The sequence below is a fragment of the uncultured Oscillibacter sp. genome (assembly GCF_947654275.1).
Taxonomy (GTDB): domain Bacteria; phylum Bacillota; class Clostridia; order Oscillospirales; family Oscillospiraceae; genus Oscillibacter.
This window is the reverse complement of the sequence record NZ_CANTJS010000045.1, coordinates 1-23247: the sequence shown is the minus strand read 5'-3', so window position 1 is coordinate 23247 and position 23247 is coordinate 1. Positions and strand designations below refer to the sequence as shown.

The window sequence follows — 23247 nt, the reverse complement described above, 5'->3', positions numbered from 1 at the left end:
CGGTCATGATCTCCATGCAGCTCCCCACGGCTACCTTTGCCAGAATGAAGCGGATGAAATGCCGCAAAGCAAACTCCGGGCGCTGGAAATCCCGAAAGCTGGCGGCGCTCTGGAAAATGCCCATGGCGAAGAACAGGACCAGGAGGCCGTAGCCAACACCTACCATGGCGGTGTGGATGCCGGAGACGGCGGTCCAAATGTCGCCGCCCTTAAAGCTCTGCGGCGTCTGCGTCAGCAGGGTCCATATCTCAGACAGCTTGCCGTTCCAGTCCGTCAGGGCGCTTTCCAGGATGCTTACGATCCAGTTGTCGCTAATTGAAAATCACCTCCTCGTCGGAGCGAAATCCATTCCGCTCCGTTTCCGCCTGACGGCGAAAACTACGCTTCATTTCTTTGCTCCTCCTCTCCCACTCAAAACCGCTTCGCTGGGTTTTGAGCGGGGACCCAAGAATTGCGTCTCACGATGAGACGCAATTCCCTTTTTCGTTCCGGGATAATTCATACCACGCCGATCACGCCCAGGATTTCCTTGGCAAAGGCGATCATCAAGCCGCCGAACAGGCAGAGGAAGCCCTGGGTCCGCTGGCTGGCGTCGTGGGACTGGAAGCTCATGCCCACCTGCACGATCCCCCAGCCCAGGATGATGATGCCCAGGGCCTTGATGATGGAGAAGATGAAGTCGGACAGGTTGTTGACGATGGTGAGAGGATCGGACCCGGCGGCGAAGGCCGGGACCGTCAGCGCGGCGCAGAAGGCCAGGATCAGAACGGCGGAGAAGTAGAGGCGGCGGGCCTCCCGGTTCCGCCGGATCTGCTGGCGGGTCAGATTCGCGTGGGAATGGGTGCTGCGGAAAAGATACTTTTTCATATTCAAGATTCCTCCATATCTTCAAAGATTTCAATATCGTCCAGGGATGTAAAGGTGAAGTTCAGGTCGTCCGCGGCGTAGAGGCAGCGGGCGCTGTGGGTATAGGGGGCGGCCCCGCCGTCGGCGGTCCGCTTGATGTTGGGGTGGCGCATGAGATCGTACTTGGCGTCAATGACCGGAGCCTCGCCCCGGATCAGGACCAGGGCGAGGCGGTTGTCCAGCATCCGCACTTCATCCGGCGTGAGCAATTCGCGGCCCGCCGATTGAAAATTCTGGCTGAAAGAACCGTTCCGCCCCTTGCTCTGGCTGCTGGTCTGGGTCTGGATCGTCTCCTTGCCCAGCAGCTCGGAGACGTATTTATGGGTCGATTGCTCATTTCCACCCAAATAGATAAAGGCGTCCGCGTTGCCGATGATGCCCTCCCAATCGTCCTTGAACAGCGCCTTCAACTGCGAGATATTTTGCAGGATGATGGTGGCCATGACGTTCCGGGAGCGCATAGTGGCCTGGAGCCGGGCATAGCCGTCCGGGAGGGCGACGTTGGCAAACTCGTCAAACATGAGCCGGACCGGAATGGGCAGACTGCCCCCATGCACCTTGTCCGCCTGATAGTACAGCTCCTGGAAGGCTTGCGTATACAACATACCCACCAGGAAATTCAAGGAGGCATCGTTGCTGTCCGGGATGATGCAGAACACCGCCTGCTTCCGTTCCCCCAGCTTCCCCAGCTCCATGGTGTCCCTGCTGGTGATCCGCTGGACCTCCGGCAAGGTGAAGGGGGCCAGCCGGACGGAGGCGGTAATGAGGATGCTCATGGCCGTCTCGCTGGGAGCCTGCTTGAACACCTTGTACTGGCGGAGGGCGATATGGTTCGGGTTTTCTTCCTCCAGAGCCTCAAAGAGCAAATCCAGGGGTGACTGATAGTCCCCGTCTCCCTCCTTGGCCGCGCCGTATTCCAGCATGGTCAGCATCATCTCCATGGTCTGTTCTTCCGGCGGGGCCTCGTGGAGCAGATACAGCATGAGGGCGGAATCCAGGGCAATCTCGCTTTTCTCCCAAAACGGGTCATTGGAATGTGCGTTTTTCGGCGTGGTGTTGCGGATGAAATTGGCGATCAGTTTCAGCACATCGGCGTCGTTGCGGATGTAGTGGAAAGGGTTGTAGCAGTCGGAGTGTTCCGGGTCCACGAGGTCAATGACGCGGATGGTATAGCCCTCCCGCAGAAGCAGTGGAACGGCGGACCGGGCCAGCTCCCCCTTGGGGTCAGTCGCGATATAGGAGGCGTTGGCCTCATAGAGATTCGGCTTGACCACATACCGGGTCTTGCCCGCGCCGGAGCCGCCCACCACGATCTGCAAGAGGTTCCGCTGGTGTTTCCGCCCGTTGAGGCTCATGCGGAGGTTTTGGGTGAGGATGGCATTATTGTGGGGGTCCTTGTCCCGGTACTTCCGGTCAAGCTGGTATACGTTCCCCCAGCGGGCGGAGCCGTGTTCCTCTCCGGGGCGGCGGTTCTGCTTGGAGGAAATGTACAGCACAATGGCGAAGGCATAGACCACCAGAGCCCCCAGCATGAATTTGAGGGTGTAGGGGGTCCAATGGATGTCAAAGGGGCGTTCCAGCATCACACTGAAACGACCCATGAGGTCAAAGACGGTCATACCCTCCTGATAGCCGCTGGCGAGGGCCGCCCCCGCCCAGAGGACGGGGACGGCCAGCAGGAGCCACGGGAGGGGGCCGCTGTTCTTCTGCTTCACGGAAACCTCCTGTCGATTCGCGTCTCACCGTGGGATTCATTTTTTGCGTCCCACGGTGGGATTTATTTTTAATAGCCGGTCCGGGGCAGCTTGGGCTCGGGGGCCTTCTTTCCGTAGACGGTTGTCACCCAGCGGGAGACCGCCTGGACCCAAACGCCGTTGTAAGTGCCGCCCACGTCAGACACATTGACAAAGCTGCTCCCGGCGGAGAGGCCGGAGACGGCGGTACAATGGAGCATGGGGGCCTCCACCTGACTGAACCCTCCGGGGACCTGCCCGAACACGAACATAATTTCTGTTACCTGCTCATTACTGGCAAGGCCCAGGGCCACGGGAGAGGCGGCGAGGGTGTAGTTCTGGCTGGTGGAGAGGCTGTCCGCCAGGGTGCGGTAATCGCCGGTGTTGTTCACCTTGTAGACGATCTTATAGGTGCCGGGGAAATTGTAGGTCCCGGTGACAACGCTGGTGAGCCGGACGGCGGCAGGCAGGGTATCTCTCCAGTAGAAAGACTGGAGCATGACATTACTGCTGTTGCCGATTTTAGAGAACACATAGCGGACCGGCTGGCCGCTCATGGCCTCCTTGGGTCCGGTCTTGGTGATGGAAACGCCGGTGCTCATGCTCTTATTGGAAACCTCCAGCTTCACGATCTGGCCGGAGTATTCCAGCACAGCGGTATAGGTTTCCGTGGAAATACCGTAATTCGCCGGGGCTTTGATCTCCCGGATAGTGTAACGGCCCAGGGGGAGCTGCTTGGACGACGCGAGGCCGTTCGCTCCGGTGACGATGGTGTCCACCTTGTTCCCGGTGCGCTCGTTGCAGATTTCAAACTCGGCCCCCTCCAGCAGCGTCCCGGCGGGGAGGCCGTTGGTGGAGTTGTAGTCGGCGGACTTCTTCACGATCTGGATTTGTCCGCGGACAGCGGTATTCGGCCATGTGATGGTGGTACATCCGCCGTACTCCACATAGAAGGTCTTGGGCACCGTGTCCAGGATGTAGCCGTCCGCGCACTCCAATTCCCGGGCGGTGTACTTGCCGTCCGGCAGCTCCCGCTCGATGTAGACATATCCCTCGTTGTCGCTCTCGTAGGTGCCCACGGGATGCCCGGTGGCATCGGAAATGAGAAACTTGACGCCATAGATGCCTTCCCCGGTGAGGCTGTCCACCTTGCGAATAATGGCGCTCCCAATCTGACGGTTGGTAATTTCCAGGGTGGCGGTGCCGCCGTCCTTCACTTCGATCTGGTAGGGCTGGCTGTCCAGGCGGTAGCCCTTGGCGGCTTTCAGCTCCGTCACCTGATACCAGCCCTTCTCCGCCTGGGGCAGCGTGATAACGCCGGTGCGGTCTGTGGTGTAGGTCCCGACAACCTCGCCGTTGAGTCTGCGGATTTCAAACTGGACGCCGCTGATCCGCTCTCCAGTTTCCTCGTCCTTCTTGATGATGGTGAGGCCGCCCATGGGGGTATTCTCAAAGGTGAGGGTTTGGGTGTCGTTGGGATTCACCTGGACTGTCTGGCTCTTGGCGTTGGGGTCCAGGACATAGCCGGGCAGGGCCTCCAGCTCCGTGACAATGACGGTCCCAGTGATGCCGGAAATGACGATCTGTCCCTCGGCGTTGGTGGTATAGAGGCCGTTGGAGGAAACCTTGCCGCCGTCCAGGTCCACGTTGGAGCCGTCCGCATAGGTGATCTTGAATTTCACTCCGGCCAGGGGCTTCTTCGTCAGGGCGTCGATTTTGTTGATAATCAGCCCTCCGGCCTTCTTGTTCCAGAAGGTCATGCTCTGGACCTCGCCGGTCCTGATGGTGATGCTCTGTGGGGTGCCGTCCAGGAGATACCCCGCCTGGGTCCTGGTCTCCCTGGCGGTGATCACAGTTCCGGGTTCCAGGTTGGGGATGGTAATGCGTCCGTCCTTGTCCGTGGTGTAATAGCCGTTATTGGGTCCGACAACGGCCCCGGTCTGATCCGTCACCAGAAACTCCACGCCGGAGAGCGGGGTATTGTCGGTGCCGTCAATGAATTTCTGGATCACAAGCGTTGTCGTGGGGTCGTTCTCGATGGTCAGGTCGTTCCCGCCGGAGCTGCTGGAGCCGCCTCCGGTAGTTCCGCCGGTAGTCACGCCATTGCCGCTTCCATTCTTGACCGTGATGGTTCTGGGAGTGCTGTCCAGGACGTAGCCCTGGGGAACCTTGGTTTCCACCACCACAACGGTACTGCCGGGGACGAGGCCCGTCACAAGGGCGGTGCCGTCCTTGCCGGTGACATAGCGGCCCAGGATATTGCCGTTTCCGTCCTTCACCGTAAATTCCGTTCCGGGAACGGGCTTTCCGGTGACAGAATCCAGCTTTGTCAGCGTCAGGCTGCACAGGGGTTCATTGAGGAACGTCAAGGTCTGCGTGTCCATGGGATTGACCGTGACGGTCTGCGTCTGCGTGGACTGGTCGATCACATAGCCAGGGGCGGGCTTCGTCTCCTTGGCGACAATGGTCCCCACTACACCGGAGACACGGATTTCTCCCTTGTCGTCCGTGGTGTAGAGGCCGTTGCTGGAGAGGTGTCCGTTGTAGTTGTCCACAAATCCGCCGCCCGCATAAGTAAGCTGGAACTCTGCTCCGGCAATGAACGCGCCGGAAACCTTGTCCTTCTTCTGGATCACCAGCGTCCCGGCCCGCTTGTTCCAGAACGTAAGCTGCTGCACATGACCCGCTTCGATCTTGATGTCCTGGGGCGTACCGTCCAGGATAAAGCCCTCCACGGTCTTGACCTCACGGGCAATGACCACGGTTCCGGGTTCAATGCCGGTCAAAACGATCTCGCCGGATTTGTCCGTGTAGTAGAGGCCGTCATCCGGACCGACAGCGGCCCCGGCTCCGTCCACCACCCGGAAGGCCACGCCGGAAAGAGGCTCGTTCTCGGTGCCCTCGATAAACTTCCGAATAATCAGCGTTGTCGTGGGGGTATTGTAGAAATTGATGGTCTGCGTGTCGTTGGGATTCACCACAACGGTTTGGGTCCGGGTGTTGGGGTCGATGCGGTAGCCGGGGATCGTCTCCAGCTCCGTTACTACCACTGTCCCGGTAACGCCGGAGAGGATGATCTGTCCGTTGCGGTCCGTGTAGTAGATGCCGTTGGAGGAAATCTGCCCGTTCTTGTTGTCCACCACCTGCCCGTTGGCGTACTTGATCTGGAACTTCACGCCCTCCAGGGGAGAGTTGTCCAGGGAACTCAGCTTATTGATGATCAGGTTGCCTAGAGGCTGGTTGAACACCTCCAGGGTATAGGTTTGGTGGTCCTTGATCTCCACGGCGTGGGGCGTATCGTCAAGGAGGTATCCGGGCTTTGCCTGGACCTCCCGCACGATATAGCCGCCCGGCTCTAAATCCGGCAGGGAGATGAAGCCCCGCTCGTCTGTCCGGTACTCGCCGTTAGAATTTCCTACGACAGTCCCATCCGTCCGGGTGATTTTGAAAATCACATCGGCCAGGGGTTCCTTCGTGGCGGAATCCATTTTCTTCACCAGCAGTCCGCCCAGGGGCATATTGGTGAAGGTGAGGACCTGGGTGTCCGCCTCGCTGACAACGACCGTCTGCGGAGCGGCGTCCAGCAGGTAGCCGTCAATCGTTTCCACTTCGGTCACGACATAGGTATTGGGGTTCAGCTTGCGGAGATAAATCTGGCCGTTCTCGTCAGTGGTGTACAGGCCATTGCTGGAAGTAAGGCCCTCGTTATCGGGAATCAGTTCGCCATTTGCCGCTTCGATTTTGAACCTGACGCCGGGGAGAACCTTGCCTGTTACGCTGTCGGTCTTGCGGATCAGGAGGCCGCCCTTCGGAGTGTTCGTCACCACAACCGTCTGGGTGTCGCCGTTGGTTCCGATGACTACATTGGTGCTGGGGCTGTCCATGACGTAGCCGTCCGGGGCCTTGACCTCGGTAAGCACATAAGTGCCGGGAGCCAAGTTGGAAATGCGGATTTCGCCATTGCTGTCGGTCTTGAAGATACCGCCCTGCGTCAGCGTGGACGTGCCGATCACGCCGTCCAGGCCCACTTCACAGCCGGCGGCCGTTGTGATGCGGAACTCCGCGCCGGGGAGAGGCTGGCCGGTGATGCTGTCTCGCTTCTGCACAATCAGCTTTCCGGTGGGCTGGTTTTTGAAGGTCAGGGAAACGGTGCGCCCTTCTTTAATTTGGATTGTCTGGGATTGCGTGTCGATCAAAAATCCGGCGGGGGCTTTCGTCTCGGTGACGATCACACTCTTTCCGGGTTTCAGGCCGGAAATGCGGATTTCGCCGTTCTCGTCCGTTCGGTAAATCCCGTTTGAATCGCCAATCAGCGTTCCGTCCGCATACGTCACCTTAAACTCGGCATCCTGGAGGGTGACGCTGGGATTTACAGAACAGACCTTGCGAATCAGGAGCATCCCGTCCGGGGCATTGTCAAAGGTGACGATGACAACATTCTGAACGCCGTTGTCAGAGATGTAGACTGTTTCAGAGGCTTTGATGATGCTGTACCCGTCAGCCGGGTCTACTTCCTCCACGATATACGTCCCTGCGGTGAGGCCGGTCCAAATGGCGGTGCCGTTCTTGCCAGTAACTTTCTGCCCGATGACGGTTCCGCCTGTTCCGCTGGTGCCGCCCAAAAATCTTAATTGGAAGGTACAGCCGGGCAGGGCCTCGCCGGTCACGCTGTCGTACTTTTGGACAACAATTCCATTGAGCGGTTCATTCTGGAATGTGAGAGTTTTGCTCTCGCCGCCGCGAATGATGACTTTCTGCGTGGTGGGTTCCTTCATCTGGAAACCGGGGGCGGGTTCTATCTCGGTCACTGTGTATTCGCCGGGATAGAGCTTCTTCCCTTTTTCATGCAGCTTGATCTCGCCGCTAGCGTCAGTGATGAAGTATCCGAAATCCACGGAGGCGGGGGCGTCGGCGGATTCGCCGTTGCTGGTGTAAGTGACGCGGAATTTCGCGCCCTCGATGGGAGCGCCCGCCACGCTGTCCTCCTTGTAGATCGTCAGCTCCGGGGCCTTGTGGTTGCGGAACACCAGCGTTTTTTCATCGCCGGGGTTCAGGGAAATTGTCTGCACCCGGTCCTTGTCCTTATCCGGCAGGTAGTAGGGGGCGGGGACGGACTTTTCCGTGATCTGATACGTTCCGGGGACAATACGGAGAGAAACCTTGCCGTCCGCGCCGGTGGTCCAATCGTCCTGATAGTCCCCGTTGATGGCTTTGACGGTGAACACGGTGCCGGGGACAGGCTGGCCGCTGTCGGCGTCGATTTTGGAGATGGTCAGCTCCGGCTTCTTCAAATTCTGGAAGATCACTTCTTTTTCATCGCCGCCGTTCAGGCTGATGGTCTGCGTGGGTTCGTCACTGATGCAGTAGGGTTCCGGGACAGATTTTTCCGTCACACGGTAACTGCCGGGGGCAACCCGCAGCTCCACGGAACCGCTGGCCTCGGTGGTGACTTCGTGGCGGTAATCGCCGTCAATGGCCTCCAGGAGAAAAACAGTGCCGGGGATAGGCTTGTTGGTTCCCTTCTCAATTTTGGTGATTTTCAAAAGGGGCTGCTTCTGGTTATCGAAAATGAGCTGCTTGCTGTCCCCAGCCTCCAGCCAAATGGTTTGGGTGGGTTCATCGCTGACCACATAGGGGTCCGGGACGGAAATTTCCGTAACCTCGTAGGAATCCACGGGGATGCCGGTCAGGGTGGCGGTTCCGTCCGGCCCGGTAGTCACGTCATGGTGAAAGCCGTAATGGATACCGCGAATTTCAAAATTGGTGTTGGGGATCACATCTCCGGTCTTGGCGTCCCGCTTCAAGATCGTGAGGTTCGGGAGCTTCTTGTCGGAGGCGGTGACAGTGACGGTGCCGCCCCCGTTGACGGTGGCCTGATCCACATGGGCGATGACCGGCTCGGTGAGCTTAGCCCAGGGGGCCGGGACGGAGACCTCCACAAAGGCGTACATTCCCTCGGTCACGTCCGTTACCATGATAGAGCCGTCCGCCTTGGTTTCCTCCGTGCCGACAATCTGGCCGTCCTTGACGATGTTGAACACAGCGCCAGGGAGAGGATTGCCGCTGTCATCCAGCTTCACCAGCCGGACCTTCACCTTGGCGTCATTCTCGAAGATCAGGGAAACGTCCGACTTGCCGTCCCAAACGAAAGTCTGCTTCACCTTGTCCTGATCCGGGCTTTTGGTGTAGCCCTCCGGGGGCGTCATTTCCTCGGCGGTATAGCTGCCGATGGGCATGGTGTCCCAGGGGATGTCTGTGATATAGCCGCCCTCCCGGGTCATGAAGGTGCCGGAGAAGTTGTTATCCACGCCGGTGATCTTGATAATGGCCCCGGCAAGTCCCTTGGTGGGGTCATCGGCATCTACTTTTCGGATGCTGCCCTCACTGGTAATGGTGGGGGTGTCCCGGAATGTGACGGTCACGGTGTTGTTCCCGTTGCCAGGGAGAACGACATACTCCGGTCCTGCGTTGTCAATCTCATATCCGGCGGGCGGATTCGTTTCCGTCACGGCGTAAGTTCCGGGGGTCAGGTTTTCCAGAGTGGCCGTTCCGTCCTTCCCGGTCGTCACGTCTTTGGAAAAGGAGCCGCTTTCCGATTCAATGTGGAACTGCGCCCCGGCAAGGCCCTTGCTTGGATTAGTGGAATCCACCTTTTTGACGATCAGGGTATAGCTATCCTCCGTGGTGACTTCCAGCTCCCCCAGGATGATTTTCTGAACGCCGCTTGCGGGGTGTGCGCTGGAGCCCGCGCCGGTGAAGCCGTACTCATAGGCCGTACACTGGCCCCATACGCCCCGCTGTCCCAGGTCGAGAATATACTGCGCCCTGGAGCGGAAGGAGGAACCGTCCTTTTCCTCGTCAATGCTGGTGTAGTGGGTGCCCTCCAGGGAGTTGAATACTGCCATCAGCTCCTCGGCGCAAGCGACAACCGGGTCGCTCATGCTGCCCTGCTGATAGCGCCAGATGACCGCCTGTACCCAGGCGTTCATGTACCAGGTATAGCCGGCGCTCCAAATGTTGTCTACACCCAGGGCCTTTGCCTCGTCCGTAAAGACGCCGGTGGAGTGGGCGTAGTAGTAGGCCATCATGGTCAGGACGGTGGGATCGGAGATGGGGGTCTTGTTCCCCCAGGTCTGGCCGATCAGGGAACTCCCCATTCCGCCGCCCTTCGTGCCGCAGAAGCCCACAGAGGTTTTATTCCCGCCGGAGAAATACATCTCGTGGAGGGAACAGCGGCCCAGGGCGGCGGATTCGTAGGATACGCCGGACATGCCGAACCGCTCCAGCTTGATCGTGCCGCTGGCGGCCAGGGCCGTTGCCGGGAGCAGGCCCAGGACGCAGACCAGCGCCAGCAGCAGCGCCGTCACGCGGGTCCGCAGGGGATGGTTCATTTTCTTCATAAACCGTTTCCTTTCTTAATTTGATTTCAAAAAAGAAATGCGTCTCACCGTGAGACGCAAAAGGGAATGGAAAAGCCCTCCCAGCTTTTTGCCGGGAGGGCTGCGAAGGGATTGGGCATTTACGCGTAGGGGTTGACCCCGTTGGAGTTTCCCGCGAACATGTAGCAGTAGGCCACATCGTCCCGGAGCATGACGCCCACGCCGATACCGTCATAGCGTTCCGCGATCATGGTCTGGAAATGCCCGGGCGAATACCTCCAATGGGAGACTGCCGTCTGCGCAATGTCCGTATTGCAGTTGTATGTGAACACCGTGAGATTGCTTCCAATGCCGTGGGAATAGCCGTGCCGCAGGGCGGATTCATTTTCATATTGAACGTCATGGGACCTGAACCCCTGCCGGACACAGTCCTGGGCGGCGTCCATGAGCGCCGTGCTGACTGCCAGCTCTGCCACGCCATTCTCCCGGCGTACCTGATTGATCAGGCGGATCATTTCCTGGCGGACCTCTGTCAGATCATCCGTGAATTCTGCGGGCTTGGCCGGGGCCTCGCCGGTATAGGGGGCCTTGCTGTCCACCTGGACGCCGCCCTGGAAATAGACGTTGAAGCCTACGGCCTTCCCAATGTCCCGGAGCTTCACATAGTTATTGCCCAGGATGTTGTAAGCCGTCATCTGCACCTGCTGGCCGTCCACGAAGATGGGGGACCATGCGGGCTCTGCCGCAATCCCGGCGGCCACGGCGGAGGCCCCGCCGAACAGCGCCGCCCCAGTAAGAACACCCAGAATGAATTGCAGAAACTTTCCCTTCATTTTTCGATACCTCCTGTTGGGTTTTTAGTGGGTTTCCCCACTAATATTGTACCAAAAATGTGGAAAAGCGTCAAAAATCCACCTGTCAAATGAATCTCACGGTGGGATTTATTTTTACGTTTCGACCGCCCGGACGCACCAGCGGTATTCTCTCTGATCCCGGACGCAGGTAAACAGGGTGATGCAGTTCTCGCTGGTGGATTCCAGCATGGAGTTGTCTGTCTCGCTGATCTTGGAAACACTGGTGACGGAGTACGTCCGGGTCCCCTCCTTGGTTGTCAAGGTGATCCGATCCCCGCTCTCCAGGGTGTGGATTTCTCCGAAATAGCTGTTGGCCCCCCGGTTATGGGCCGCGAGGGAGACGTTGCCATTCCAGATGCTGGTGTTGGTGAAGTGGCCCGCTCCCTTTTTCAGCGTGGCGCTGCCGGTGCCCTGGTAGATCTTCACTGTCAAGTCAATGGCCGGGATTTTCAGCGTTCCCAGACTGCCGTTGCTGTAATAGCTGTCCTCGGTTACTTCCGTATAGCCGCCGCTGGTGCTGGCGGTCCCACTGCCGGAGCTGGACGTGGCAAAGGTGGGCGGGGTGCTGGAGGCAGAGCCCACAGGCCCAGGCAGGACCACCGCCCCGCCGGAGGTGTTGGCCTCGCCAGCGGAGGCCATCAGGGAAGGACTGTTCAGCGGCCCGCCCGCCGCAAGGTTGGGCGTCAGGAACTCACCGGAGTTGGGGAGATAGCTGGTCGGCGTCCCAAAGCCAGGCGGGATCAAGGCGCTGTTCTTGCTCTTGTCCGTGTTGGGGTCCTCCCGCTCCCGGATGGTATCACCGGCGCTGGTAGGCATCCCGAAATCCCCGGTAGAGGGGCTGTCAAAGGTATATTCCAGAGCACTTGCGGAAATAGAAAGAGCCGCCAACAGACAGCAGGCGGCCAGCAGCGTGATCAAGCGTTTCTTCATTACACATACCCCCGTTTCTTATTCTTGTAGTATTTTGTGAGCTTCCAGCCCCCAAAGCAAGCCCCTCCCAGCAGCGCGGCCAGAGGGATCAGCAGGACGGCCTTACCCGCGCCACCGCTCTCAGTCTGCTCCGCCCCGCCGGTCCCGGCGTCATCCTTCCCGATTTGCGTCTCACCATGAGACGCAAAAACGGCGGTGTAGATTACGCTGTCGCTGCGGGTCCGGGTGACTTCTCCCTTGTACTCCACTGTCACATTGTACCCGGTGGCGTACTTCCCCGTAGCGGTGCCGGAGTAGGTGGCGGAGGCGTTGTAGTACCCTCCGGCCTCCTGCCACTGCACGTCCGCCAGAATCAGGGTCCGCCCACCGTCTGAAATGGTCTTGGGGATCAGGGACGCGTCAGCGTCGGAGAGATTGGGATAGCTGCGGGAGGCGGTGACGGTGCGGGAACTGGTTTTGTAGCCAGCCGCCTCTACTTTGATGCCGGGATAGTCCGGGGCGAGGACGCCGGAATACCCATCCTCGGTGGTGACTTCCAGGGCGGGCTCCAACTGCTGGATAATCTCCGTCAGGTTGTCCGTGGAGCTGTTCACCGAGACAACTTCAATGTGATCTTTGCTGTCCGTCTCGCTTTGATCGTTTTTCAGCACGTCCAGCAGGGTATACGTCCGGCCCTCCCGCTGAAAGTCCCCGGTGGGGATGGCGGCGGGGTCGTCCCTGCGGGTCAGATAGTAGACCTTCTCAATCCGGTGGACGCCGTTTTCCTCGGTCTCCCGCACCTCGGCGGGATAGACGGCGCTCGTAACAGGCGCGACGGCAGGAACGGTTTGCACCTCCGGTTCGCTTTCCGGCCCGGCAGCCAGGGCCGTGGGACATAAGGCCAGCGCCAGGACCAGCGCAGCCAGGGCGGGGGCAAAGCGCCTCCAGGTTCGTTTCATTCGCAAAACCTCCAATTTTAATTTAAGGTAGGCCAGGGGGACCCGTTGGTCCCCCTGACCGGAAGGGAGACGAACCGCCTCCCAGGATAGATAAAGCCGCCGTCAGGCGGCTTTGTGGGTGTATTCCCCTTGACTACCAGAAACGCCGGCGGGCGCTGTCTGTCAAGGCCCGGCCAGTCCTCAGACTGGCCGGCTCGCGGGCGATTGCGCCAGCAATCGTCCGGCCTTGACTGGCAGGGACCGGCGGCGTACCCTCCCAGGGGGGAACACACCCGGATATTGCGGCCTTATCTCCTGCCGTACTGGCGGGACGTTTTCCGCTCCTGCTGGCGGGGATTCAGCTTCTGATCCAGGCCGTCTCCAATCTTCCGGGCCGTTCCCCGGAGCTGTTCCAGAGCCTCCCCGCGGTTGACTGCGGGATAGCCGTCATAGAGGATGTTCACATACTTGGCATCCGGGGGGCTGCACTCCACGCCAAACCGGCGGCATACCATATAGCCCACGCTCTCGGCGTCCAGCTTGTAAAGCTCCCGCTTGTAGCCCTTGTTGTACCCCCGTTCATGGGCGCGGGCATAGGCGATTTCCGTTGCCAGGGCGGCGAACACCGCCGACGGCTTCTGATCCGGGTTGATGTAGATGGTGTAGCTGGCCTCGTCATAGAAGGCCGGGGAGGAAATCTCCTTGTCCTCCGCCAGCGCCACGGGGGACTGGTCCATGAGGGCGGTTAAAGCCGCCATCATCCGGGGGCTTTTGTCCGTGAGGACTTCCGCTTCCCGCAGGGGCCTGCCGCTGGTCTGGCTCACGTCGTAGTAGTAACCCATGAAGTAGCCCCGGCGCTTGGGGTCCCTGGGGGGAAGGTACACCTTCGCGCCGTTGTTCATGGCCTCGTCCAGAACGTAGCGGCCCTGGTCATGCCAGAAATCCGTGGTGCCGATCCTGGTGGCCTCCGGCATCTGGACTATGGTCAACGCCACGTTGCCCACGCTGCACCGGATGTTGTCTGCCTGCAAGGCAAGGTACTGCCGGTAGCGGTCCGGCTTGGTGGTGATCTCCTCCAGGGCCCCATCCCGCATGTAAGAAAGGCTCTCCCGTTCGGCCCGAAGCTCTGTCACTCTGGCCTCGTCCCGGGCGGTCTTGCCCTTGAGAATTTCGCTGATACTCGGCATAAAAATCATTCCTCCTTTTTGGGTTATCGTGTTTTGTCTCTGATCTTTTCCCTGGAACGGCTCTCCGCCATAGCCCGCAGCCCCTCCAGCCTCGCCCGCACGGATTCCTTCATCTCAATATCCGGCCCGGTCGTCTGGGAGGGATTCAAGCCACTCCCGCGCTCGGGCGAGGACCTCTCTTGTGGAGCAGGGGCTTTCGCTTTTTTTGGCGGTTCGCCCTCCTGGGTCTGCTGGGGAACGGGATAGCCCAGGGCGATCATGACGGCGTTGAGCTGGGCGGCGTAGTTCTGGTTGGAAACTACATTGATCATGCCGCTCTCGTTCCCTTTTTTCTGGGCGAAAAAGTACAGGATGCCGTACTCCTTCGCCAGCTTCTTGAACTGCCGCATATCCTCTTTTTTCAGGGGAATGACCTCGGCGGGAACCGGGTCGCGGGCCAGCCGCTTGGCGGTGGTCTTGCCGATGACCTTGTTGTCCTGGCGCTGCAAGGCCAGCAGCAGCGCCGCCACATTTTTCAAACCGGCTCCCGCCAGCTTCACGGCGCTCTCCGTTGCCTGGATTCCCTCTTTGACCACCAGATCGGCGGCCTCGGCGCTTACGTCCATTCGCTCACTTCCTTTCCGATAAAAAATAAAAAGTTATCTGGTTTTTCTGATCTTCCGGTCCCTCTCCGGCGCGGGGGCCTCCTGTTCCCGGCATAGCCGGACCTGCTGGCGGATGCGGGGGATGTCCGCATCAATTCTGCCGCAGGTTTTCAGTTCCCGGCGGAGCTGGCGGAGTTCTCCGTTGATGGCGGCGATCTCCGCCTCCACGTTCAGGCCCTCCCGCCTCTGGCCGTACAGCTCCTTCCGGCTGTCCGTCAGGGCGTCGATCCGGGCTTGCAGGGCGTCCTCCAGCATGGAAAGCTGGCGATCCGTGTCTATGCGGTATTTTTGCAGGAGAGAAAACTGCCGCTGGTACTGGTGAAGCCTCGTCACCTCCGCCCGGACAGAGAAGGGAGGCGGGCGGCGCCGTTTCCGGCGGGGACCGTCCAGGAGAAATAAGTAGTACACATACAGGGCCCGGAACCCATGGAGCTTCTTCCGGGGCTGTTGTCGGATGTTTCCTTTGCGGACCCGGTATCGCCTGGGGACCAAGGGAGGGGGCGCGGGCTGTGCCGGTGCTTCACCGCTCCGAAGGTTGGCCAGCCGGGACCGGATGTCCGCCTCGGTGTACCCTTCTCCCAGGCTGTCCAGGCGGAAGGTCCGCTTGCCTCCCGGCGGCGTGACGGCGGTATGCTTGACGTTTTCACCATATTTAATGCTATACCCCTGCCGCCGCAGAGCCGCCAGAAAGGATTCAAAGGTGAAGCTCTCCCGGATAGCGGCGTCAATATCCTGCCGCACAAGGCCGGAGATGGTGCCTCTGCCCGTTTTCTCCGCCTTCCACTCGGCATAGTGTTTTCCTCCGCCCTCCGGCTCAATGACCGACAAGCCGTATTCCCGGCTGACGGCGTTGGAGGTCTCCCGCAGGGTGCCAAAATAACTCTGAAAATCGCTCCTGTACTTCTTCCCGTCCATGAAGGAAACGGAATTAAATACGATATGGCAATGCAGGTGTTCCTGGTCCGTATGGGTGGAGACGACCGCCTCATAGCGGTCCCCCAGCAGGCGGCGGGCGAACTCCACCCCGGCGTCATGAGCTTTCTCCGGCGTGACTTCACCGGGGGCGTAGGAGTGGATGATGTGATAGCCCTGGATGCCGCCCCGCTTGTCCCAGCGGCGCTTGGTGGACTGCATCTCCGAACAGGCGGTTTCCGGGCAGCAGTTGATCCCCGTCACCAGATGGTGCGTCTTGGTTGGATTCATACCGTAGTCCAGGGCGCGGGAGAGGGCTGTCTTTTCCTCGTTCAGCGCGTAGTCCAGACAGTGGTCCAGCCGCCTGTCGATGACGATGATCTTGTCGTAGGCCATTACAGCGCCTCCTTCACCAGCCGCAAAGCCTGATAGACCAGCTTTACAGCCTCGTCAACCTCTGCCGCCTCCGCCTCCTTTTTTGCGTTGGTGTTGTGGGCGATCTGATTGATGTTGTTGCCGATAGCGGACAGTTCCCGGACCAGGGCGGCGTAGGCATCGGGCGGACGGGGGCGGAGCTCCACACCCATGACGCTGTGCCGGATCAGGGCGCTGACACTCAGGCCGGAGACGGAGCGTTGCTTCAAAAGATGCTTGTACTCCCTGTCATCCAGCCAGAGTCCGATGAAATGTTCTCGTTTTCGCATGGCATCTTCCTTTCTTCGGATTTGTGTCTCACCGTGGGATTTATTTTTATGCGGATTTGCGTCCCACGGTGGGATTTATTTGGCGGAGGCGGCGCTGTTCTCCGCCGCCTTGTTTCGTGTCTCACCGTGAGACGCATTTTTCGTTGGGGTATTAGGGGCGGTGAGCCCCTAACAAGGGTCATTTGTTTAACAAATGACATACTTGCCAGGACAGCGCCGCAAGCGGCGCTGTGCGGGGTGGTCTACCGGGTCTGCGGTTTCCGGGGACTGCGGGTCCGTTTCCTGGCGGCGGAAATGGCCCGCTCCGCTTGGAGGACACAGCGCAGATCAAGTTCATTTGCCGGGAAATAGCAGATCGTCTTTGCCTTTCCGTGGGCGGAGATCAGGCCGCTTACTTCCTTGCGGTAGTCCTCAAACGTCATCATGCGGGAGGTTCCATCTTCAAACGCCAGCTTCACCGTATGTACAGAAAGCGCGTTCTGCTTAACGCGCTGAATCTGTTCCCCGTAGTTCAGAGGCCGGATTTGTCCCAGCACAAAAGCGCCGGGCCGCCCTGGAGCCACAACGACACGGAACGCTTTGATATGTTCGGCGTCGTAATCATAATGCGTCCAGGTTTTATGCGCTTCCGTCTCCCTCAAAAAAACTTCCCGCTCCAGGAGGCAATGGGTCCCGCAGGGGCGGCTCATCCAGAGAAAGGTACGGTCCTCCTGATAGGTTTCCAGCATGGCGGCCTGCAAAATGCGTTCATCAATTTTGAGATCCGATTGATAGCTCCGGGTGTTTTCCTCCACAACGCTCTCCAGGAACGGGATAATATCAACTTTCTTTTCCATACCGTTCCTTCCGCGAGGCAGGGTCATAGTCCGGAGACAGGTATTTTTCCTCAAACTCGGAGGGGGTATAGTACCCGGCCCCGGTGTCCAGGGACAGCTCCCCCGGCCCGATCTCCCGCTGGCCCTCCATGGGAACGGGGACCGGGGTCAGCACAGTCCCCAGGAATTTGCCGCCCGGTCCCTCCGCCAGACGATGGGGGCGCTGGCCGTCCCCGGTTTGCAGCTCGTAGCGGAACATGCCGGGATAGACGGCCTCCGGGGGAATGGCCTTGCTGGTGAACAGGGCGGGGACGCCGAAAATCTCGATCTCCCTCATGCGCTCCGGGATGGTGTTGGGATTCTCCATTTCACTTTCCTCCTTATCGCTGCGGGCCGGATTTGGGCCTGCGCTTGGGCTGGATTTTGATGGGGTCAGAGCCGTCGGAGGGCCGGATGGCCTGGATACGCCTTGCGGCGTAAATGGCGTTGTCTGTCAACTGCCGCTGCCACGCCCCCACGCTCCGGGCCCACTTGAAGCCCTGGCCTTTCAGCTCCTTGCGGACCTCTTCATCGGGGATTGCATCAAAAAAGATTTGCAGACGGTTCATATCCGCGTTGGCAACCACCTTGCCGCCGTCAAACTCCCAGCCCTGATAGCCCAGCTCCTTTGCCTCAGTAAGCTGTGCAATACGTTTTTTGACGGTGTTGATATTCTGATTGTTGTTGGACAGCGCATAAGGCGAATAAGGAACTTTCTCCCAGGAATATCCATTTCGCACTCTTTCGTCCAGCCTGTCCGCTTCTTCATCGGAAAGGCCGTGAAAACCCCGGCAAGTACCGTTTTTCTTGTAGTAGGCGTTGATCTGCTTCATACGGGTCTGGGAGATTTGCAGGCTTTCCAGCTTCTCCTTCAGCTTCGCAAGGGCCTCCGGGTCATCGGAGGAAATGGCGGTGTTGTTCTCCGCCGCCTGTGCCTTGCGTTCGTAGTAGTCTGCCTTTTCCAAGGCGGCAATGGACTGGTCCATCTTCCTGCCGATCTTTTCCCGGTAGCGCCGGTCAGCAGGACCGTGGACGGGCTGTCCTGCGGGAATAGCGGAGGCCATATCGGTGGACTGCTTGTAAAAGGAATGGCTTTCCGCGTGGGCCTTCTCCGCTCTTTCACGGTAGCGGTCGATCCGGGCCTGTTTGCGCTCCTCGTAGTCGTTCAATCTATCACTTCCTTTTCCTGGATTTTCGACAACTGGTTCTTCGCTGGTGCTCCTGGGATGGTTCGTCCCTCGTCAACTCGGGCGGAGGCGGCTGGATGGCGCTGATGATCTCCCCGGCGGTGGAATGGATCACGTTCAAAGAGGCTTTCAGCTCCGTCAGCTCCTTCCCGCGGCTCCATCCAGCCACATAGCCCAGGGAGTAGTCCGAAGTGTCGATGCCGAAGTGCTGGCAGACGACATAGGCCACGCTCTCTGCCTCCACCTCCTTTTCCTGCCTTGGCTTGGGGTTCTCCGACAGGAAGTCCGGGGCGTGGAGCTTGGCGTGGGCGGTCTCATGGATCAGCGTCTTGATGGTCTGTACCTGGCTCATGCCGGAGCGGACTACCACCCGGTTTTCCGCAAAGCTGGCGTAACCCTTCGCCGTTCCGGGGACTGGTCCCAGCTCCACGGGAAGGGGGCACAGGGCGGTGAGGCGGGCGTATACATTCTCAAAGTCTGGAACCTCCCCGCTCAACTCGGAGACAAGGCTGGGCAGCTCCCGGCCCTCCGTCTGGCTCACATCAAACACGGTGGCAACCCGGAAACGGGTGGCGTTCTCCCGCCGTTTCTCCGTCAAAGGCTTGCCATCCGGGCCGTACAGGGTCCGCCCGGTATTCGGGTCCTTCTTCTCGTACTCCACGAGGTATGTGAAATGACAAGGGGCAAGAATCTGGATGCCCTTCTCGTGCCGTTTGACCTGCCGCCCGAATTTCTTCTTCCAGTCGTTGTACCCGGCCACGCTGGTGGCGGTGGGGCATTGCAGCAGGATCAACAGCGCGTTCCCGAAACTGTAATGGTGGAATTTGGACATGGCGGTGATGTACTCGGCATAACGCCCGCTGGCGTACAGCTCCTTGACGCCGCTTTCTAGGCGGCCCGTCAGCTCCGCCAGCCGTTCATCTGTTACCGGAGGCATGGCTCACCGGGTCTTAGGCGGACGCCGGGGCGGCTCCTGGCCGGGCGGTTTGAGCGGGTCACTCTTGGCAATGACCGGCCTGCCATTGTTGACAGCAAGCAGGACCTCGGCTTGATGGAATCTCTTTTTGAAATAGTCCATCTGATCCGGAGTGAGGGAGCAAAAGTCATCCCCGCTGTTCCCGCAGATAAAAAACGTGCCGAAAACACCGCCGCGTTTATCGTCAATTTTTCTGTTGAACTCCATACCCAGGCATATGCTTTCATCATTGCTGACAATGACAGCTCCCTCCTGGGGTAAATCCGTGGTGGCGATTCGTCCTCCCACAATCGCCTGCATTTCTTTTAGTAATCCGTTGATTTCTTTTTCATAGGGCGCCATTCTCGGCTCCACGACTAAAACGTTCAACGCATCAGCTCCTTGTTAAAATTTGATATGAAAAAAGCGCCCTCATGGGCGCTTGCGGGAAGGGCTGTCCCGCCCCTTGCCGGAACGCGACGGCCTCACTTTCGTTTGCAGGGGATAGCGGAACACCCTGTATTTTTCCGGGACGTGCTGTCCATCGTAAACCTCCTGGAACCGTGTCCGGTTATTGTAGATGTAGCCCTGCTCCGAAAAGTCCCCGCCCTCGTTAATGCAGGTGTCCTCGCCATAGGATTCATAGTCAAAGTACAGCCTGGCCTTCTCCGGCAAGCGGAACTCCTGGTGGTGATCCACCAGCCAGCGCCCGTATTCTTCCTCCGTCCGCACGTCCGGGAGAAAATCATAGCAGTCCAGATTGTAGGTCAGGTTAATCAAATCCTGCATATTGTCCCCATACTCCCCGTGGCTGACGGCGGCGGTGAACTTCTCCCTTTCCTCCGGCGTCAGCTCCGCGATCCGGCTGGCGAGGTAGTTCAATTCGTCAATGGGGACAAACTCTCCCAGCTTTCCGGCGAGGCCCTTGATGCCGATGGAGTATTCCAGGACAATGATCTCTCCGTACCGCAGGCCGTCCACGCCGATCTCCCGCAGAACAGATTGAACCTGCTCCGTGGTGGTGGGGAAGGATAGCTGTGCGGTGGCAAGAACCCCGACGCTGTATTTGCCCAGGTTGGCGATATTGGCGGCAAATTCCATGCGTTATTTCTTCATGGGGTTCTTTTTGAAGATGCTGTCCTTCTGCTGGGCCTTCAACTGCCTCTGGCGGCGTTCCTCCAGGGCGTCATAGACGCTTTCCTCGATCTCCCGGGGCGTCATGGACACATCGGGGAAATATTTCCGCAGACGGTCCCCGGCCAGGATAACCTTGGTGTATTCGGGCCGTTCCTGCTCGCCCTTGAAGGGAGGCTTTTCCTCCGGGGGATTCGTGGGACCGGAGGGCGGGATCGTGCTCTCCGGCGCGGGGGGATTTGCAGAGGGCGCGGGGCCCGGTGTGCTGGGCTCGGGAGCCTTGGGAACCGCAGGCGTGCCCGGCGTCTGCTCCGGCTTCACATCCGGGGAAGGAGGAATGGGCGGGGGCGCGGGGGGACTGCCAGGCGGGGTGGGCGGCGGCGCGGGCGGCTGGGGAGCCGGAGGCGGCACGGTGTGCTTCGGAGCCAGGTCTTTGTCCTCCAGAATCTCCCGCATGGCCTTTTCATCCAGCTTTCCGGCCTTTTCCGCCTTTTTCATGCGCTCGATCCGCTCGGTAGTGAGCTTGTAGCTCAAATCGGACAGGTGGAGGACTTCATCCTGATTTTCCGGTTTCAGGAAAGAGATGGCGGAAGCAATGGACAGGGGCAGGGAATTGTCGTCCACCCGGTCGCATACATCCTTGGTGGCCTCGGACAGACGGATGATCCGGTTAAGTTTGCTCACCTTCATGCCCATCTCCTGGGCCAGCTTTTCATCGCTGTCCAGTTCCTCCGCCTTGACGGTCCCTTTCTTCTTCCGGCCCGCTTTCTGCTTCATGCCCTCCATCTTCATCCGCAGGGAGCGGGAGAGGTCGAACATGGAGATATGGGGCCGGTGGAGGTTGCCGTCCGCCACCAGGATTTTCGCGTCAGCGTCGGATATTTTCTGGATGATGGTGGGGACAGGATAGTTCAGCTCCGTGGCGATCAGGTGGCGGCGCTGGCCGGAGAGGATTTCCAGGGTGCCCTCGTCACCGATCCGGGCGAGAACGGGGTCCTTCACGCCGTTCAGCTCAATGGACTTTTTCAGCTCCAGATAGTCCTCGCTCCTGGTGTCCACGGAAATGGTGTTGTACTTGGATTTTTCCAGATAGGCGGGATGCAGGAGGATGAAGAAGGATTCGTTCTCCTGGGGGCTGGGGACATCCCGCTTGGCCTTCTCGTCCGGGGGCGTCAGGCGTTCGTCAAACACCTGGGAAATAGCAGTCCCGGCGGGACCCTTGGCGGCGGGGCCGGTAACGGTGGCCTCCTTGGGCTTCTCACCAGGGACAGGAGCTGCGGGCTTGCCCTCCGTTTTGGAGATCGGAGCCTCCTTCTTCTCACCTGCGGGCGGCTCGGGGCCCTTGGGGCCCTCGGGGAGCTTGACCTCCTTGGGCTTCTCGCCAGGGACAGGAGCGGCGGACTTGTCCTCTGTCTTGGGGACCGGGGTCTCCTTCTTCTCGCCTTCGGGCAGCTCGGGACCCTTGGAGCCCTCGGGCGGTTTGACTTCCTTGGGCTTCTCTCCAGTGACGGGAGCGGTGGGCTTGTCCTCCTTCTTGGGGGGCGGGACCTCCTTCTTCTCGCCTTCGGGCGGCTCGGGGCCCTTGGGGACCTCGGACGGCTTGGCTTCCTTGGGCTTCTCGCCAGTGACAGAGGCGGCAGGCTTGTCCTCCTTCTTGGGGGGCGGGGTCTCCTTCTTCTCGCCTTCGGGCAGCTCGGGACCCTTGGAGTCCTCGGGCGGTTTGACTTCCTTGGGCTTCTCGCCAGTAACAGGGGCGGCAGGCTTGTTCTCCTTCTTGGGGGGCGGGGCCTCCTTCTTCTCGCCTTCGGGCGGCTCGGGGCCCTTGGAGCTCTCGGGCGGCTTGACCTCCTTGGACTTCTCGCCAGTGGTCGGTTTTCCCGTCTCCTTGATGTCGGGCTTTTCCTCCTTTTTGCCCCCGGTCCCAGGCTCCACCAGCTTGCCGGGGATAGGAGGAGTGGGCTTCCCGTTTGCCAGTCCATGATACTTGATGGCCTCCTGCAAACTCATTTCATAGACCAGGGCGGGAATGTCCTGCCTCTTCATGAGCTCGCAGGCCCTCTTGCGCCGGTAGCCGGTGACAAGCTGGTACTCGCCGTCCTCCCGGAGCCGAAGGATCACAGGCTCCTTCACGCCGCCGGACTGGATGCTGGTGACGAGGCCGCCGTAGTTCTTGTCCGGCTGCCTGACAAGGGGGATGCCGGGCAGATCGTGGATCTTCGTCAGGGGGATGCTCTGGAGCTTGGGGTTCGTGGGGTCTCTGCTGTTTTCGTTTGCCATAAATACCTCCGTTTTGAAATATATTTGCTAAAAATCGCGTCTCACCGTGAGATTTGATTTTCAACAGAAAGTTAAGTGTTTCCGCCGGATTTGCGTCTCACCCTGGGATTTATTTCTCCCGGAATTGCGTATCACGGTGGGATTCATTTCAGCGGAAGTCATGCCGCACAGCGGCGGAATAGTACGGGCCTATCGTCACCGGCGCGTTGTAGAGCGCCGTCAACAGATAGGCCCGGATGTTATTGATTTTTGTGGTGGTCTGTTTCAGCGCGTCGATCACATACTGGATGTGCTCGCTGTCAAGCTGGAGGAAACGGGCTCTGACCGCCTCCGTGGGAATGTCGCTGCCCCCGATCCGTATGGCGGGGGCGGTGCTGCATACCGTGTCCAGCATCAGCTCCAGAAGGTCGTCTATGTCATCGTAGGGGTACTCCCTCCGCAAACGCTCGTAGTCAATATTCGCTTTCAGTTCTTTTCTTCGCTCGTATCGATCTATCTCCAATCCCGCCGCTGGGGGCTTTCGGGGGGAGATGGATGGATCAGGCTGGATAAATTCTGTCTGGTTTCTTTTAGTATAATTAGGGTCGGTTTTTTCGACGGCTGCACGTCGATTTTTTCCACCTCTTGGCGTCGGAATTTCCGACTTCTGCACGTTGGAAAAATCGACCTGTGAA

Annotated in this window: 18 protein-coding genes; all 18 read right to left on the bottom strand. The window is 59.4% G+C overall.

The window, feature by feature from the left end:
* Window positions 1–498: 498 nt before the first annotated feature.
* Window positions 499–867 carry a glutamyl-tRNA amidotransferase gene (locus Q0063_RS11395; RefSeq protein ID WP_297872100.1) on the bottom strand — a complete coding sequence of 123 codons (369 nt, stop codon included), beginning with the start codon at window positions 865–867 and terminating at the stop codon, window positions 499–501.
* A gap of 2 nt (window positions 868–869) precedes the next feature.
* A complete protein-coding gene (locus Q0063_RS11390; protein ID WP_297872099.1) occupies window positions 870–2621 on the bottom strand; it encodes a VirD4-like conjugal transfer protein, CD1115 family in 1752 nt (583 codons plus the stop codon).
* Window positions 2622–2689: 68 nt separating this feature from the next.
* The gene (locus Q0063_RS11385) at window positions 2690–10039 is read right to left on the bottom strand and encodes a SpaA isopeptide-forming pilin-related protein (protein WP_297872098.1); all 7350 of its coding nucleotides are present in this window, start codon (window positions 10037–10039) and stop codon (window positions 2690–2692) included.
* Window positions 10040–10158: 119 nt separating this feature from the next.
* A complete protein-coding gene (locus Q0063_RS11380; protein ID WP_297872097.1) occupies window positions 10159–10851 on the bottom strand; it encodes a CAP domain-containing protein in 693 nt (230 codons plus the stop codon).
* A 114-nt stretch (window positions 10852–10965) separates the two neighbouring features.
* Window positions 10966–11802, bottom strand: coding sequence for a sortase (locus Q0063_RS11375; RefSeq protein WP_297872096.1), 837 nt, complete (start codon window positions 11800–11802; stop codon window positions 10966–10968).
* On the bottom strand, window positions 11802–12740 hold the full coding sequence (locus Q0063_RS11370) for a hypothetical protein (protein WP_297872095.1): 939 nt from the start codon (window positions 12738–12740) through the stop codon (window positions 11802–11804). Before Q0063_RS11370 ends, Q0063_RS11375 begins: the two co-directional genes overlap by 1 nt.
* Window positions 12741–13027: 287 nt before the next feature.
* A complete protein-coding gene (locus tag Q0063_RS11365) occupies window positions 13028–13906 on the bottom strand; it encodes a hypothetical protein (protein ID WP_295744520.1) in 879 nt (292 codons plus the stop codon).
* A 23-nt stretch (window positions 13907–13929) separates the two neighbouring features.
* Complete coding sequence (locus tag Q0063_RS11360) at window positions 13930–14511, bottom strand: PcfB family protein (RefSeq protein WP_297872094.1); 582 nt, start codon at window positions 14509–14511, stop codon at window positions 13930–13932.
* Between the two features lie 33 nt (window positions 14512–14544).
* Entirely contained in the window at window positions 14545–15858 is a 1314-nt protein-coding gene (locus Q0063_RS11355) for a relaxase/mobilization nuclease domain-containing protein (protein WP_297872093.1), read from the bottom strand.
* Complete coding sequence (gene mobC, locus Q0063_RS11350) at window positions 15858–16166, bottom strand: plasmid mobilization protein (RefSeq protein ID WP_297872092.1); 309 nt, start codon at window positions 16164–16166, stop codon at window positions 15858–15860. The genes Q0063_RS11355 and mobC overlap by 1 nt, the downstream gene beginning before the upstream one ends.
* Before the next feature lie 242 nt (window positions 16167–16408).
* On the bottom strand, window positions 16409–17002 hold the full coding sequence (locus tag Q0063_RS11345; protein ID WP_297872091.1) for a hypothetical protein: 594 nt from the start codon (window positions 17000–17002) through the stop codon (window positions 16409–16411).
* Complete coding sequence (locus Q0063_RS11340) at window positions 16986–17348, bottom strand: LPD28 domain-containing protein (protein WP_297872090.1); 363 nt, start codon at window positions 17346–17348, stop codon at window positions 16986–16988. Before Q0063_RS11340 ends, Q0063_RS11345 begins: the two co-directional genes overlap by 17 nt.
* A 13-nt stretch (window positions 17349–17361) precedes the next feature.
* On the bottom strand, window positions 17362–18189 hold the full coding sequence (locus Q0063_RS11335) for a DUF3560 domain-containing protein (protein ID WP_297872089.1): 828 nt from the start codon (window positions 18187–18189) through the stop codon (window positions 17362–17364).
* A gap of 4 nt (window positions 18190–18193) precedes the next feature.
* Window positions 18194–19144, bottom strand: coding sequence for an ArdC family protein (locus Q0063_RS11330; RefSeq protein WP_297872088.1), 951 nt, complete (start codon window positions 19142–19144; stop codon window positions 18194–18196).
* Between the two features lie 3 nt (window positions 19145–19147).
* Entirely contained in the window at window positions 19148–19552 is a 405-nt protein-coding gene (locus Q0063_RS11325) for a DUF3846 domain-containing protein (RefSeq protein ID WP_297872087.1), read from the bottom strand.
* A gap of 42 nt (window positions 19553–19594) precedes the next feature.
* On the bottom strand, window positions 19595–20263 hold the full coding sequence (locus Q0063_RS11320; protein WP_297872086.1) for an antirestriction protein ArdA: 669 nt from the start codon (window positions 20261–20263) through the stop codon (window positions 19595–19597).
* Between the two features lie 3 nt (window positions 20264–20266).
* Window positions 20267–22573: a ParB N-terminal domain-containing protein gene (locus tag Q0063_RS11315; protein WP_297872085.1), complete on the bottom strand. Its 2307-nt coding sequence runs from the start codon at window positions 22571–22573 to the stop codon at window positions 20267–20269.
* A gap of 148 nt (window positions 22574–22721) precedes the next feature.
* Complete coding sequence (locus tag Q0063_RS11310) at window positions 22722–23075, bottom strand: DUF6017 domain-containing protein (protein WP_297872084.1); 354 nt, start codon at window positions 23073–23075, stop codon at window positions 22722–22724.
* Window positions 23076–23247 lie beyond the last annotated feature (172 nt).